This window comes from Campylobacter sp. MIT 12-8780, from assembly GCF_006864535.1.
In the GTDB taxonomy this organism is placed as follows: domain Bacteria; phylum Campylobacterota; class Campylobacteria; order Campylobacterales; family Campylobacteraceae; genus Campylobacter_D.
This window is the reverse complement of the sequence record NZ_QHLL01000003.1, coordinates 17,997-33,164: the sequence shown is the minus strand read 5'-3', so window position 1 is coordinate 33,164 and position 15,168 is coordinate 17,997. Positions and strand designations below refer to the sequence as shown.

Genomic DNA, 15,168 nt, shown 5'->3' with positions numbered 1-15,168 from the left:
TTACTCCAATTCAAAAGAAAACTCGCTACCTTTATTAAGCTCGCTTGAAATTTGAAGATAGCTTTTATGTAGGCTGAGTATTTTTTTCACTAAAAAAAGCCCTATTCCAAAGGAATTTTCACTTTTTATATCCACTTTATAAAATTTTTTTGTGATGAGTTTGATTTGATCTTTGGCTATGCCTATGCCCTTATCTTTTACGCTTACCTTTTTATCCTCTACTTTTAAAATCACTTCATCTTTGCTGTATTTAAGAGCATTTGAGCTAAGATTGATTAAAACCTGTTCGATTAAAAACTCATTAGCAAAAACCATAGAGCTTTTACCTTCTAGCTTTATCCTATCATCATTTAGGGCTACTTTTTTTGCAAGCTCATACAAATCAAAGGTATTTTTATTATCTTGGCTTAAATTTAAGTTAAAAACAAGATTGAGCTGAGTAGTGAGCTTATTGAGCTTTTCGCCTTGACTTTCTATCTTAGCTAAAAGCTTATTTTGGCTATTTTCATCTTGAAAGTCCTTGTCTTTTAGGGTTTGTATGCTTAGCTTTATAACAGAGAGTGGATTTTTAAGCTCGTGAGATATGGCTGAGATAATGCTTGTAAGCTGGGTATTTTTAAGATTGATCTTATCGCTTTGTTTTTTGTTTTGTCTTTGTTTTTTAAGTAGGGTGGCTTTGGTTTTGTAAAGCTTTGCATTGAGTAAATTAAGCTCTTTAAAGATAGAGTTTTCAAGTAAAATTTCATCTTTGCTGTCTATTTTGCTTAGAAAAATTAAAATTTTCTTAAAACTTTGTTGCAATTTTTTAGCAAAAAAGCCTATAAACACAAAACAAGCTAAGGCGCAAAAGCTAAAAATCCCAAAAATACCCAGCCAATAATTCTTAAGCTCTAAAATTCTTGGATACACCAAAAGTATAAAAAAATCATCTTGATTGATCTTATAAAGCTTATATAAAAGCTTTTTGCCTTTAAATTCAAGCTCTTGAATGCTTTCATTGGCATTTTTTACAAAAAAATCGTAGTCTTTAAATGAAGCAAAAACACTCTCATCTTTTTTGATGATAAGATCAATGCGAGTTTGAGTGCTAAATTCTTTTATATTGCTTTCATTTAGGCTGTCAAATACAGAAAAACGCAAGATATCATCAAGGGTTTTGAGCTTTTGTTCATACTGCTTAAAAAGCAAGGTTTGTATATTGGAGTAAATCAGCACGGCTACACTTAGGGTAAATATACTTAAAATACCCACAAAAAGGAGCATAAAAATGTGTTTTGTTTTTAGCATAATTTATAGCCAATGCCCCTAACACTAATGATATGTTCTTTAAGACTTGGAAATTTTGCTCTAAGCCTTGTAAGAGCTATGTTTATGGTTTTATCATTGACACTATCATCTTGCCAGACATTTTCACTTAAAAACTGCCTGCTTAAGAGCGTGTTTTTGTTTTCAAAAAAGCATTTTAAAAGCTCAAATTCTAAATTTGATAAGATCGCTTCCTTGCCTTTAAAAAAGCATTGGTGGTTATTAAGATCAAGTAAAAAGTCCTTATATGCTAGAGTTTCACTTTCTTTTTTACTGCGTTTAAGCAAGGCTTTGATACGAAAAACAAGTTCATTAAAATCAAAAGGCTTAATGATATAATCATCACAGCCCTTTTTAAAGCCCTCTATAATATCTTCTTGCAAGCTTTTTGCAGTAAGAAAAATCACAGGCTCGTTATAGCCTTGTTTGCGAAGGCTGGCAAGCTTTTCTACACTATCTCCGCTTGGTAAATTTCTATCCACAAGCAAAAGATCAAAATCCTTTTCATCTAAACGCTCACGCACGCCCTCAAAATCAAACAAGCTTTCAAGCTCAAAGCCCTCTTTTTGAAGTCTTAAAGTTAAAAGCTCGTTTAAGTCTGTATCATCTTCGATTAAAAGTATTCTCATAACTCTGCATAATATGCATACACACAAGCTTCAAGATTGTTAAGCTCATCAAGGACTTTTTTATCTATCTTTTCATCAAGTAAAATTACAGCTAAAGCATAACCTGAACCATCGCGTCCTAGTCTAAAATCAGCGATGTTGATATGATTTTGGGCTAAAATTCCACTAATTGCAGCGATAACACCCGGAATATCTTTGTTTTTAAAGACTACCATTTTTCCTTTTGGTTTAAAATCAGTCTTAAAGCCATTTAAAGAAACTATTCTTTGATTATTTTCCTCAAATACAGTTCCACTCACACTAAAGCTTGAATTTGCCGTGCTTATCTTTACGCTTATTTTGTTGTTATAGCCTGAATTTGGCACAACTTCAAAGCCAAGTTCTATGCCCTTTTCTTTACACACAAACTCAGCATTAACATAATTTATACTATCACCTAAGATATTTTTTAAAGCCCCAACGCTGGCAAAAGTAAGCAAAGACTTCGCATATTCAGCCACTGCTCCTTCTGCTTCAAGCTTGATACTTGTGATAGCAGTTTTTTGCATTTGAGAGCATAAAAATGCCATTTTTGAAACAAGCTCAACATAAGGAGCGATGAAAGGTGGTAAATCTTCTGTTTTGATAGGTAAATTTAAAGCATTCGCAAAGGCTATATTGCGTGCTGCATTTAGGGCTTGTTCGCAAGCTTGAATGGCGATATTTCTTTGACTTTCAAGGGTATTAGCTCCAAGATGAGCTGTAACTGAGATGTTTTCAAAGTCTAAAAGCGGGTTATTTGTAGCTGGTTCTTTATCAAAAACATCTATACCAAGCCAAGCGATCTTACCACTTTTAAGTCCCTCACAAAGTGCTTCTTCGGTGTAAAGTCCGCCCCTTGCACAATTTATAAGTCTTATACCATCTTTCATCTTAGCAAGCTCATTAAGCCCTATCATACCCTTAGTTTCAGCTGTTTTTGGGGTGTGAATGGTGATGAAATCGCTTTGGCTTAGAATTTCATCTAAACTTTTGGCTACTTTCATATCTAAATCTGTGATTTTTGAATGTGGCACATAAGGATCATAAGCTAGAATTTTCATACCAAAGGCTTTTGCGCGAATGGCTACTCTTGAGCCTATATTTCCAAAGCCAATGACTCCTAAAACCTTATCTTTAAGCTCTATACCATACCATTTTTCTCTTTGCCATTTTCTTTCTTGTTTGAGCTGATTGTGCGCATTGACAAAAGATCGAGCCGCACACAAAAGATGAGCAAGACTTAATTCAACAGCTGCTATGGTATTTGCCGTTGGCACATTCATCACGATCACGCCTTGCTTTGAAGCGGCATTTATATCGACATTATCAACCCCTACTCCAGCTCTTATTAAGGCTTTAAGCTTTGGTGCGGCTTGTAAAAACTTCTCATCTACATCAGTTGAACTTCTCGTAATGGCTACTTCAACATCACCAAGCTTAGTTAAAAGCTCATCTTTTGGCACTTTTGCCGCTTCGATAAGCTCTATATCCTCAGCCTTTCTTAAAAGTTCCACACCCTCATCTAAGATCGCATCACAAACGATAATCTTTTTTTTCATAGCCATATCTCCTTTATTTGTGTGTTTATATCATAAATTTTAAGTCTTGCTTGTATATCTTTAAGCAAGTTTTGATTGTCTGTATCTAAGAAAATCTCAGTATTTGTTCCAGTCGAGGTAAGCGAATATTTTACCTTGAAAAAATTTAAAGTTTGTTTGAGACAAAACAAAGAATATACATCATTTTTATCAACGATAAGCTGAAAAAATTTACTTTTAGGCTGGTATTGGCTTGTATCTGGAGTAAAAACCATAGAAAATTGTTCTACAGCAGGCGTATAGTTTTTAGGGCTTAAATTTGCAAACCTATCCTGCCAAGTTTGATTATTTTGTTCTTGAATAGAAACTTGAGCTTTACTTTCTTCTTGCAAGTCATCAAAATTTGGGACTATATCATTTTCTGAAAAAAATAAAGAAAAGATAGCCACCAAAAGCCCTAAAAACAATACAGCTAAAACAGCAAAAAAGCTATATTTTTTCATCGCTCATTTTATTTAAGAAAGTTGTTCTTTGATGATATCGCCTAAACTTACTCTATCGTTGTTGTTGATTTCGTTAAGAACTTCTCTTTCTTTCATTCTTTTGAGATTTTTTACACTAAGACGAATTCTGTTTTTCTTTTCATCGACAAAACTAATGACTGATTCTATCTCATCGCCTACTTTAAGCTCTTCCATATCTTTAGCATTAATATCTTCTTTGTGAATGAGCGCATCAACTCCATCTCTAAGTTCAACAAAAACACCAAAATCCTTAATGTCTTTAATCTTGCCTTTTACGATCTTGCCTATACCAAATTCTTTGATATAAGCTTGCACCGGACTTTGGCTGAGTTCTCTTATGCTTAAAGAAATTTTTTGATTTTCTGGATCGATTTTGATGATTTTTACTTCAAGCTCATCGCCTATTTTATATAAGTCTTTGCACTTATCATTTCTATCCCAAGAGCAGTCTTCATTATGAAGCAAGGCTTCAATTCCATCTATAGCGATAAAAGCCCCAAAATTAGTAAGCGAGCTTACTTTTCCTTTGATGATATCGCCTACTTTATAGTTTTTTACAAATTCATCAAAAGGCTTTGCAAGAAGATTTTTTAAAGAAACTCTTAAACGCTTTTGGTTTGGATCGATTTCAATCACTTCAACTTCAAGTTCTTGTCCTTTGCTGATATGATCTCTTGGGTGTTTGATATTTTTATCCCAAGAAAGCTCGCTGATATGTAAAAAGCCTTCTATATCATTTCCCAAATCCACAAAAGCGCCATAATTTTCTATATTTGAAACAACAACCTTAATCGTATCGCCAAGCTCTAGGCTGTCTTTGATCTCTTTCCAAGGATCAGGCTGCGCTGCTTTGATCGATAAAGAAAGGTGTTTTTTGTCTTTGTCGTATTTTATAGCTTTTACACTTACGCTATCGCCTTCTTTGTAAAGTGCATTTGGATTAACATGCCCTTTATATGAAATTTCGCTATAATGCACAAGCCCATCTATACCGCCAACATCAACAAACATTCCATAACTTGTGATTTTTTTAATGATACCTTCGATAATCTTATCCTCTTCGACGATATCACTAACTAGTTCTTTGCGTTTCTTGCGTTCATCATCAAGAATTTTTTTGCGTGAAACGACTATGCTTTGTTCGTCTTGATCGATCTTAATGATCTTTACTTTCAAGCTTTTTCCGATGACATTGCCATCTTTTGCAAGATACTGCGAGCGAGGTAAGAAAAACTCAACACCCTCATCATCAACACAAACAAAACCGCCTTTGTTTTTAGAGATAATTTTTACATTAAGGATTTTATTATCATCTTCTGTATAATTTTTGATAAATTCAACGACTTTTTGTTTTCTTAAAGCTTTTTTATGAGAGACAAGAGGCTTGCCATTACGATTTCCTATCACAGCAACTTCAAGTTTGTCGCCTTCTTTGTAGAGTAAATTTCCCCCAGCATCTTTAAGCTCGTCTATTGCTAGAATTCCTTCTGATTTTTTGCCTATATCAACAAAAGCTTCTTCGTCTTTAATCGCAACAATCACACCTTGTGTTATGGCACCTTCATCTTTTTTATCAAATTCTTTTAGCAATTGCTCAAAGTTTTCTTCATCAGTGAAATCGTCCATACTTGTTTGAACTTTTTTGTTCGCCTCAGCCATCTTGGTCCTTTTAAAAATAATAAAAGCTTCATTGTAGCAGATTTTTTCTTTAATTAGAGTTAATTTTTACTTAAATTCTCTATTTTTTTGATGACTTTTTGTATGATCCAGTCAGGAGTTGAAGCACCAGCACTTATGCCGCAGTGTTTTTTATCTTTAAACCACTGAGCTTGTAATTCTGCTTCAGTCTCGATGAGATAACTATCTTGGCAGTTATTTTGAGCGATTAAAAAAAGTTGTTTTGTATTTGCTGAGTTTCGCCCACCAACGATGATCATCACATCGCTTTTTTTAGAAAGTTCTAAAATGGCTTCTTGATTTTTAAAGGTTGCATCACAAATCGTGTTAAACACTCGCACTTCTTTGCAAGCTAGCATTAAAAAATTTACAATTTTCATAAAATTTTCAACTTTTTTTGTAGTTTGACTCACCACAGCGATTTTGCTTGGTAGCTTTATGCCTTTAAGCTCGCTTTCATCTAAGATCACATACGCTTTTGTGCTTACATAGCTTTTTACGCCTTTGACTTCAGGATGATTTTCATCGCCAAAAATCACGACTTCATAGCCCTCAGCACTCATTTTTTCACAAATTTGTTGAGGCTTAGTGACAAAAGGACAAGTTGCATCAAAAATTTCTATATCTTGCTTTTTAAGCTCGGCTAAATCCTGCTTAGTAATGCCATGAGTGCGTATGATGGCTTTTTTTTCATTGCTTAATTCTCTTATATTTTGCAAGGTTTTGACATTAAAACCCTTAGCAAGCCTTGAAATTTCTTCATTGTTGTGAATAAGCGGTCCAATCGTTGCTGCATCTTTAATCTGCTCGGCTTTTTTAATCGCCCTTTTTACCCCAAAACAAAAACCATAATTCTTAGCTAACTCAATAATCAATCTTTGCTCCCAAGTTTAAAAGTATGTCTTTAAAATTTGGAAAAGAAGTATTTATACACTCACTCTCGTCTATTTCCATACCACACACAAGCCCTAGAACCGCAAAACTCATAGCTATGCGGTGATCGCCAAAGCTTTGAATTTGTGCTTTTTTGGGTATGCCACCTTCAATCTCAAAACCATCTTCAAGCTCGCTTGCCTTAATGCCACATCTTTGCAAGTTTTCAACCATGGCTTTAATCCTATCGCTTTCTTTAACGCGCAATTCTTTAGCGTTTTTAAGCACACTTTTACCCTTTGCCAAAGCAAAAGCTATGGCTAAAGCTGGAGCCTCATCGATGAGCCAAGCGATATTTTCACTCACTTTTACAGCTTTTAGCTCGCTACTTTTTACCCAAATTTCACCGATTTGCTCGAAACTTTTTTCATACAATTTATATTGTATATTTGCGCCCATTTTTTCAAGCACCTTAAAAGCTTCTATGCGGGTAGGATTAAGCAAGACATTTTGAATGCAAATTTCACAATGAGGCAAAATACACGCTGCTAAAGCAAAATAAAACGCTGATGAAGGATCATTTGGTATAGTGATATTTAAAGGCTTTAAAGGCTCTTTTAAAGGACTGATTTCAAGGCTAAGCTCATCTTGACTTATCTTTAAAGGTGCATTCATCGCCTTTAGCATAAACTCGCTATGATTTCTACTTAGGCTAACTTCACTAAAATACGACTTCTCACTTGCCATAAACCCAGCTAAAATCATCGCTGTTTTTACTTGAGCTGAGGAAATTTCACTTTTATAATCAAAGCCTTTAAGCTTGTTCCCTTGCACGCAAATAGGTGCAAGATTTGCATTATCCCTGCCATAAATTTGCGCTCCAATAGCTCTTAAAGGCTTACTTATCCTTTGCATAGGACGTTTATTAAGGTATTCATCTCCACTTAAAACAAAAAAGCCCTCAACTCCGCTTAATAAGCCCAGCATTAAACGCATGCTCGTGCCTGAATTTCCACATTCTAAAACTTGATTTGGCGAGATGATTTTTAAGGGCGGAGTGATAAAAACTTCACTGCCTTGTCTTGAAACTTCTGCACCTAGAGCTTTGATTATATTAAGGGTGTTTAAAGTATCCTCAGCCAAAAGATAGTTTTTAGCGTGATTTTGTCCTTTGCTAAGCAAGGAAAAAATCGCAAAGCGATGAGATATGCTTTTATCTGCAGCAATTTGATCTAGCTTTGCCTTGATTTCTTTCTTAAGAGGATAAATTTTCATCGCAATTCTAACTTTAATTTTGCTTTTAAGTGGGCTAAAATCGCTTCTATAGCAGCTGTTACTTCACTTTCTTCAAGCGTCTTATCCAAAGACTTGAAAAGGAAATTTATGCTTAAACTAAAATGTTCTTTTAAACTTTCATCATGATAAATATCAACTATCCTAAAGCTTTCTAAGATAGGAATTTTAAGTTCATTTACAGCTTGTTTTAAGGCACTATATGCAAAGCCTTTTGGCACAAGCAAGCTTAAATCCCTACTCATACTAGGAAATTTAGAATACACTTTTGCTTTTTTAAACTCAGCCTTAAGCTTTGATAAATCAAGTTCAGCAACATAAGTTTGAAGTAAGTCTTTATCTTGCTCGATCTTTAAATGCACCCTACCAACAAAGCCGATTAAAACGCCCTCTTTATAAATATCTGCTTGCTCGTAAGGACTTAAAAAATGATGATTTGAGCTTTGAAGCTCAAAAGAACCGATGATATTTTTAAGCTTGAGTAAAAAGGCGTAAAAGCTTACAAGCTGTGGTTTTGCTTTATTTGCTATCTTTGCTTCTTCAACAAAACCGCAACTTAAAAAGGCGATTTTATGGCTTTCATTTGATTTTTCATCAAACGTAGCACCGCTTTGAAAAAGTTTGATGACTTTTTGGGAATTTTTGATATTAAAACTTGCTGCGTTTAAAAGCTGGTTAATCAAAGTGCTTCTTAGGGCATTAAGATCTGAATTTATAGGATTTACAAGCTTGATTTTACTTGTGTTAAAACCAAGCTCATCAAGTTCTTTTTGACTATCAAGCACATAATGCACGCTTTCAAAATAGCCATTTGCTACAGCTTTAAGTCTTATATCTTTAAGCAGTTTATACTCATCATAAGTTTGATTAAAACGTTTTTTTTCTACAAATTCAAGTCCTTGTGCTTTAATATTATCAATGCCTATCATACGCACGATTTCTTCGCAGATATCAGAAACATTGCTTATATCACTTCGCCAAATCGGCACCTTAGCATTTAAAATTTGATCGCTAATAACGCTAAGTTCAAAGCCAAGCTTTTGTAAAATTTTAGCAATTTCATTTTTGTCTATATCAATGCCTATCATTTTATTGATATCAGCGACATTAAAATTCACTTCTTTTTGTTCTCTTTCACAAAGCACTTGTTGAGAACCTGTATAAATAGCTATGCTTGGGTATTTAAGCATTTTTTTAAGTAAGTATTCTACGCCTAAACTTAATCTTGGCTCACTTCCTCTAAAGCTACGATACACCACTTCGCTATCTTGTTCTTTGTAGTGTGGTTTTGCTTCAGCGATGATATTTGGGCAAGTATAACTTGCTTCGATGATGATAAGTTTTGAGTTTTCATTAAGCTTGGCAAATTTTTCTTCATAAATGCCTGTTATAGCGATTTGCTTGTTATTGCAAGAGATGATACTTTCAGCAAATTTTCCTTTTGAAATTTTTAAGCTCAATTCACTTTCACTCGCTTCTAAAACCTTAAAATCATAGGCATTAAAAATCACACCTGTTGAATGTGTAGCGTAATTTAAGAAATTCATCACTTCATTTTGACTTAAGCTTTGTATAGTGGCTAAGCGAAGTCTCATCGTCAAAGAAAGTTTAAGTTCATCTTTAAGCTCGATAACGCGGTAATTAAAAGTGCTTTGAAGCTCTTTTTCAGCAGTGATTCTTAACACCCTTCCTATACCAAGCGTGTGTTCTGGCTCGCTAAAGCTTTCTTGTTTTTTAAACTCAAGCTCTAAAGCAGCTACCAAATCCCTTGCTATGCCATAAATACTTAAGCAATCGCCTCTATTTGGGGTAAGTTCAACTTCTATGTATTCATCATTAAAAAGCTCATATTCATTTAAAGCTTTGCCCGGGATCAAATCCCCCAAACTCTCATCAAGCACCATAATGCCATCATTTATCTTAGCAAAACCAAGCTCGGTGCTCGAACATATCATACCACAAGACTCAACGCCTCTAAGCTTAGCCTTTTTAATCACTAAGCCATTTGGTAGCTTAGCACCTTCTAAGGCTACGGCTACAAACTGCCCTGCTTCAACATTGCTTGCCCCACAAACGATTTGCAAGTCAGTTTCTCCAACATCAACCTTACAAACATTAAGCTTATCTGCATCTTTGTGCTTATTTTTTTCTTTAACAAAGCCCACGACTACTTTATCTGGAGCTTTTAATTTATGTGCGTCATCAACTTCTATGCCTATGGCGTTTAAGGTTTTAACCAAATCCTGCAAGCTTTTAGAGCTTAAATCTACAAATTCATTTAACCAAGTTTTTGTAAGTATCATTTAAACTGCTCCAATAATCTTAAATCGCCCTCAAATAAAGAACGCAAATCCGGAATTTCATGCAAAAGCATAGCAAAGCGCTCAACCCCAAGCCCAAAGGCATAACCGCTTACATTTTCATAACCCACAAATTTAAAGACATTTGGATCAACAACCCCGCACCCTAAAACCTCAAGCCAACCTGTTTGCTTACAAACCCTACAGCCTTGCCCTTTGCAAAATACGCATGATATATCCACTTCAGCAGAAGGTTCTGTAAAAGGAAAAAAGCTTGGGCGAAAACGCACTTTAACATCGCCAAACATAAAGGTTAAAAACTCTTCTAAAATGCTTTTTAAATTCGCAAAATTAACCTTTTGACCTTCTTCAACCACAAGCCCTTCTACTTGATGAAACATAGGCGTGTGAGTAAGATCTAAATCCCTTCTAAACACGGCTCCTGGAGTAATCATTCTAATAGGTGGTTTTTGCTTAAGCATGGTGCGAATTTGCACTGGTGAAGTGTGTGTGCGTAAAAGTCTTTTATCATCAAAATAAAAAGTATCTTGCATATCTCTTGCTGGGTGAGACTTTGGTAAATTTAAAGCTTCAAAATTATGAAAATCATCTTCTATCAAAGGTCCTTTTTCTATGCTGAAATTTAAAGCCAAAAAGTATTCTATGATCTTATCCATAGTCGCCATTACAGGGTGTAAGGCTCCAACTTGGGCATTTTCATCAAAATAACTAAAATGCTGGGCATTTTCTTTCATCTTTTCATCAAGCGCAAGTGAATTTAGTTCCTTAGCCTTGCTTTCAAAAGCCTTGTTAAAAGCGTCTTTTTGTATATTTAACGAGTTTGCAAATTCTTTCTTTTCTTCGCCTTGCATATCCTTTAGCTTTGCAAACTCAAGTGTTAAAGAACCTTTCTTGCCAAGTATTTCAACACGCATTTTATCAAGCTCACTTAAACTCGAGCACGCTTGTATCTTTGAAATCAGTTCTTGCAAATGTTTTCCTTTTTTTAGAGTATAAAATTAAAATTTGGGGTATTTTAGCCTATTTTTAATTAAAAAACACATAAAACTTAGGGTATAATTGCTTAAATTTAAATCTTAAAGGAATATTATGCAAGAAAAAAGCGTATTTGAACTCATAGTCGAGGGAAAAATCCCTTGCAATAAAGTGCTTGAAAGTGAGGATTTCTTAGCTTTTCATGATATCAATCCAAAAGCAAAAATTCACATACTCATCATACCAAAAAAGCATTTTAAAGACTTTCAAGAACTTGATCCTGAAGTGATGATGAAAATGACAAGTTTTATTCAAGAACTTGCTGTGCTTTTAGGTGTAGATAAAAGCGGCTATAAGCTTCTTACAAATTGCGGTAAAGCAGCTGGACAAGAGGTATTTCACTTGCATTTTCATCTTTTGGCTGGATTTTAAGTAATTTCTTACAACTCAAGCTGCTTAAAAATTTAAAATATAACTAAAGCAGGCTTAAATTTTTTGGGATAAACAAGCCTTTCATATCCACACCTTCGTGTTCTAAAAGCTTGATTTTAGTTTGTATCCCACCTGCATAGCCTGTGAGATTGCCATTTGCTCCTACGACTCTATGACAAGGGATGATGATAGAGATAGGATTATGTCCTACAGCAGAACCTACAGCTTGAGCGGACATTTTAGCTTTGCCTTTTTCTTTAGCGATGATTTTAGCAATATCACCATAAGTCATTAGCCCTGCATAAGGAATTTCACATAAAATTTGCCAAATTCTTTGCCTAAACTCAGTGCCTATGGGTGCAAGTGAAAGCTCTGAAATAGCTGGTTTTTCGCCTTTAAAATAGCTTTTAAGCCAAGCTTTGGTTTGTTTAAAAATTTCTAAATCATCATTATATATAGCTTGAGCTTTTAGCTTGCCATCAAAATGCTTTTGACTTTCAAGCCATAAGCCTATGAGATTTTTACCATCACAAGCTAGGGTAATATCTCCAAAAGAAGAAGCATAGTTTGTTTGATAATAGCCTTTCACTTTTATGCCTTGATTTTTATTTAAAAGCGATAATATCATAATATTGCAAATTCTAAGTTTTTTATATATTCTATTTGGATATAATCTTAATTACAAGCTGTATAAAAAATTCTTTGAGTTAGAAGGTAAAAATATAAATGCGTTATGTATTGGTTTTATTATTTTGCTGCAATAGCTTATTTGCACAAGTAGAACAAGAAGATATTTTTGCAGATACAAATATCACAAAAGCTTACAGCCAAATGAAAAATAGTTTTTCGCAGGGCTATTATCTACCACAAGAGATTAAAACTATGGAAAATATCACACAAGCACTTGATGATGAGGAAAGTGAAATTTATGGATATAAAACACTTAAGGTGCAGTGGGAAAATGCGAAAGAAGTAAAAATCAGCCTAGAAGCTTTTGACAATGGAAAGAAAATTTGCACTTATAAAAGTTTTGATATATCTTTAAAGCAAGTAAATACACATACACAAAGCATTATAAAATCCAAAATACTATATCCACAAGATATTGAAACATATATAGAAAATGCTTGTGCTTGTAATTATTTTCGCGGTGAATATGGATATGATAAAGCAAGACAAAAAGAGCTTGATGAAAAAATAGAGCAATACTGCAAGCCACTTTCACAAGCTTATAAAATCTTGCAAGAAAAATATAATAATCAGCCAAAAATGCAAAAGATTTTAAAAAGGGCAAATGAATTATGAATGTTACAAGTAAAGAAATTCTTACTATTGCGGCTACTTATAATCCACAAAATTCACAATAAGGCAAGAGAAGATGAGCAATATGAGGTGTGAAATTTTTATCTTGAATAAAGCACAATTAAACAAAAGGAGTAATAAATGAAAAAGCTAGTTTTGTTGTTAGGCTGTTTGGTTTTTGCGTATGCAGAATTAATCATAGAAAAAGAAGAAGGCTTAAAATACCAACAAAAAATTTGCGGTGATGACTATCATTGCTCTGCCAGCGAAGAGTTTGTTCCTAATGTGGATATTTTAAAGGCTTTTTAAACAAGACTTGCAAAAAGAAATTAAATTCCCAAAATATGATATAAGAGCGCTTAATTTACAGGCAAATCCTAACTATGAACTTACCTAATGATAATGAGAATTTGAAGAAAACCATTATCATTACAACAGAAAGCGACAATTTAAATGTAGAGATAGAACTCACAAAGAGTAAAAATAAATTTGTAGTTACATATATTGTTGAAGCAGAAGAAAGCATAAAAACTTATATAAAAACTCCTAATGGAGTTAAAATTCTCAATCAAACTTCAATGTTATAAATCAACTATGAAGGATACAACTCTGCTCATTTAAAGATTTTATAAGAGAAGCATAAAAATACCTTTGGAGGTAATAATAAAAAGTGAGTCTTTGTTTTGCTTAATGCTATTTGTCATAAAAACACACTTAAGAATTGTTAGTAGCGAGAATTTTGGACAAAAGTGTAAAAAATTCAAAGGACTTGAATTTTAAGCAGTAAGGAAAAAAGACGATAAAAATTTGAAAATACTTTTTTTTATTTTTAAAAATTTGCGTATAATAAAAATGCTAAGTTTTACAAGAAGCACTTCTTAAAAAGCTTAACCTAGCCTTTTAAGAGCTTTTCTAAAATTTCAATTTGCTTTTCAACGCTTTTTACAGCGCTTGAGCCTTCGCTTTGCTTTGAATTTAAAGAATTTTCAAAATTTAAAAGCCTTTTAGCGCTTGCCTTATCAAAAAGAGGTTCTAGTTCGTGCAAATTTGTAAGCTCGCTTAAGTCAAGTCCCATTTTATCAGCCTTTGCTACCACTTCGCCGACTATAAAATGAGCCTTTCTAAAAGGGATATTTTTTTCACGCACTAAAAAATCAGCCAAATCAGTAGCCAGCAAATGCCCTTTTTGACAAGCTTTAAGCATATTTTCTTTTTTTATGCTGATTTCTTTAAGCATAGCATTTAAGATGATAAGACTTTGCTTTGCATTTAACACACTATCAAAAAGCCCTTCTTTATCCTCTTGCATGTCTTTATTATACGCAAGTGGTAGAGCTTTCATCGTGGTTAAAAGAGCGATTAAATTTCCATAAGCCCTGCCTGTTTTACCCCTTATAAGCTCGCATACATCTGGATTTTTTTTCTGTGGCATGATAGAGCTTCCTGTAGAATACGCATCGCTAATTTGTATGAAATTAAACTCAGAGCTTGAAAAAAGTATAAGTTCCTCGCATAGCCTTGAAGTATGCATGAAAATCACAGCTATGGTATAAAGCAAATCAAGGGAAAAGTCCCTATCACTCACGCCATCCATCGCATTTGGCATAATGCCTTTAAAGCCAAGCAAATTCGCACTTAGCATTCTATCTGTTTGATAGCTCGTGCCAGCACAAGCGCAGCTTCCAAGTGGGGAAAAATCAGCCAGCTCAAAACCTGCCTCAAGCCTTTTAATATCACGCATAAACATAAAAGCATAACTTAAAATCCAAAAAGAAAAGCTTACAGGCTGGGCGTGTTGCAAGTGCGTAAAGCTAGGCATAATGGTTGTTTTATGAGCCTTTGCGTGAGTAAGTAAAGTTTCAATGAGTTCTTTGAGTAAATTTTGCAAAAGCTGGTTTTGCTCTTTTGCAAAAAGCTTAAAATCAGTGGCGACTTGATCGTTTCTACTTCTTGCAGTGTGAAGCTTACCGCCTATTTCAGCACCTATTAAAGCTGAAAGACGTTTCTCAATCGCCATATGTATGTCTTCATCTTTGATGTCAAAGTGAAACTCACCAGCTTCAATCTCAGCTTCAATCTGCTTTAAACCCTTAACCATCGCATCTTTTTCAGCCTCGCTGATGATAGCACAATGACAAAGCATACTTGCATGAGCGATTGATCCTTGTATGTCTTGTTTATATAAGAGCTTATCAAAATTCAAACTTGCATTAAATTCTTGTAAAAGCTCGCTACTTTGACTTTCAAAGCGACCAGACCACATGGAATTTTTCATTTA

Annotated in this window: 14 protein-coding genes; 3 read left to right on the top strand and 11 right to left on the bottom strand. The window is 34.2% G+C overall.

Annotated elements, in window-relative coordinates:
- From DMB95_RS02815 to pheS, 9 genes are read right to left on the bottom strand one after another with little or no spacing between them, the layout of a single operon-like run.
- Window positions 1-1,287, bottom strand: coding sequence for a sensor histidine kinase (locus DMB95_RS02815; RefSeq protein WP_142930838.1), 1,287 nt, complete (start codon window positions 1,285-1,287; stop codon window positions 1-3).
- On the bottom strand, window positions 1,281-1,934 hold the full coding sequence (locus DMB95_RS02810; RefSeq protein WP_142930837.1) for a response regulator transcription factor: 654 nt from the start codon (window positions 1,932-1,934) through the stop codon (window positions 1,281-1,283). Before DMB95_RS02810 ends, DMB95_RS02815 begins: the two co-directional genes overlap by 7 nt.
- Entirely contained in the window at window positions 1,931-3,514 is a 1,584-nt protein-coding gene (gene serA, locus DMB95_RS02805) for a phosphoglycerate dehydrogenase (protein ID WP_142930836.1), read from the bottom strand. The genes DMB95_RS02810 and serA overlap by 4 nt, the downstream gene beginning before the upstream one ends.
- The gene (locus DMB95_RS02800; RefSeq protein WP_142930835.1) at window positions 3,511-3,996 is read right to left on the bottom strand and encodes a hypothetical protein; all 486 of its coding nucleotides are present in this window, start codon (window positions 3,994-3,996) and stop codon (window positions 3,511-3,513) included. Before DMB95_RS02800 ends, serA begins: the two co-directional genes overlap by 4 nt.
- 12 nt (window positions 3,997-4,008) lie before the next feature.
- Complete coding sequence (locus tag DMB95_RS02795) at window positions 4,009-5,676, bottom strand: 30S ribosomal protein S1 (protein ID WP_142930834.1); 1,668 nt, start codon at window positions 5,674-5,676, stop codon at window positions 4,009-4,011.
- Between the two features lie 59 nt (window positions 5,677-5,735).
- The gene (locus DMB95_RS02790) at window positions 5,736-6,569 is read right to left on the bottom strand and encodes a 4-hydroxy-3-methylbut-2-enyl diphosphate reductase (protein ID WP_142930833.1); all 834 of its coding nucleotides are present in this window, start codon (window positions 6,567-6,569) and stop codon (window positions 5,736-5,738) included.
- A complete protein-coding gene (gene aroA / locus DMB95_RS02785) occupies window positions 6,559-7,842 on the bottom strand; it encodes a 3-phosphoshikimate 1-carboxyvinyltransferase (RefSeq protein ID WP_142930832.1) in 1,284 nt (427 codons plus the stop codon). Before aroA ends, DMB95_RS02790 begins: the two co-directional genes overlap by 11 nt.
- A complete protein-coding gene (gene pheT, locus DMB95_RS02780) occupies window positions 7,839-10,163 on the bottom strand; it encodes a phenylalanine--tRNA ligase subunit beta (protein ID WP_142930831.1) in 2,325 nt (774 codons plus the stop codon). Before pheT ends, aroA begins: the two co-directional genes overlap by 4 nt.
- A complete protein-coding gene (pheS, locus tag DMB95_RS02775; RefSeq protein ID WP_442861442.1) occupies window positions 10,160-11,095 on the bottom strand; it encodes a phenylalanine--tRNA ligase subunit alpha in 936 nt (311 codons plus the stop codon). Before pheS ends, pheT begins: the two co-directional genes overlap by 4 nt.
- 175 nt (window positions 11,096-11,270) lie before the next feature.
- Between pheS and DMB95_RS02770 the strand changes: the two genes are divergently transcribed.
- Window positions 11,271-11,588 carry a histidine triad nucleotide-binding protein gene (locus DMB95_RS02770; protein ID WP_137633007.1) on the top strand — a complete coding sequence of 106 codons (318 nt, stop codon included), beginning with the start codon at window positions 11,271-11,273 and terminating at the stop codon, window positions 11,586-11,588.
- A gap of 43 nt (window positions 11,589-11,631) precedes the next feature.
- On the opposite strand, the gene DMB95_RS02765 is transcribed toward DMB95_RS02770, so the two are convergent.
- The gene (locus tag DMB95_RS02765) at window positions 11,632-12,177 is read right to left on the bottom strand and encodes a methylated-DNA--[protein]-cysteine S-methyltransferase (RefSeq protein WP_202922022.1); all 546 of its coding nucleotides are present in this window, start codon (window positions 12,175-12,177) and stop codon (window positions 11,632-11,634) included.
- Between the two features lie 137 nt (window positions 12,178-12,314).
- Between DMB95_RS02765 and DMB95_RS02760 the strand changes: the two genes are divergently transcribed.
- Window positions 12,315-12,893 carry a hypothetical protein gene (locus DMB95_RS02760; RefSeq protein WP_238386868.1) on the top strand — a complete coding sequence of 193 codons (579 nt, stop codon included), beginning with the start codon at window positions 12,315-12,317 and terminating at the stop codon, window positions 12,891-12,893.
- A 138-nt stretch (window positions 12,894-13,031) separates the two neighbouring features.
- Complete coding sequence (locus DMB95_RS09710; RefSeq protein WP_238386869.1) at window positions 13,032-13,199, top strand: hypothetical protein; 168 nt, start codon at window positions 13,032-13,034, stop codon at window positions 13,197-13,199.
- A gap of 583 nt (window positions 13,200-13,782) precedes the next feature.
- Here DMB95_RS09710 and argH read toward each other — a convergent pair.
- The gene (gene argH, locus DMB95_RS02750; RefSeq protein ID WP_142930829.1) at window positions 13,783-15,165 is read right to left on the bottom strand and encodes an argininosuccinate lyase; all 1,383 of its coding nucleotides are present in this window, start codon (window positions 15,163-15,165) and stop codon (window positions 13,783-13,785) included.
- Window positions 15,166-15,168: the final 3 nt, after the last annotated feature.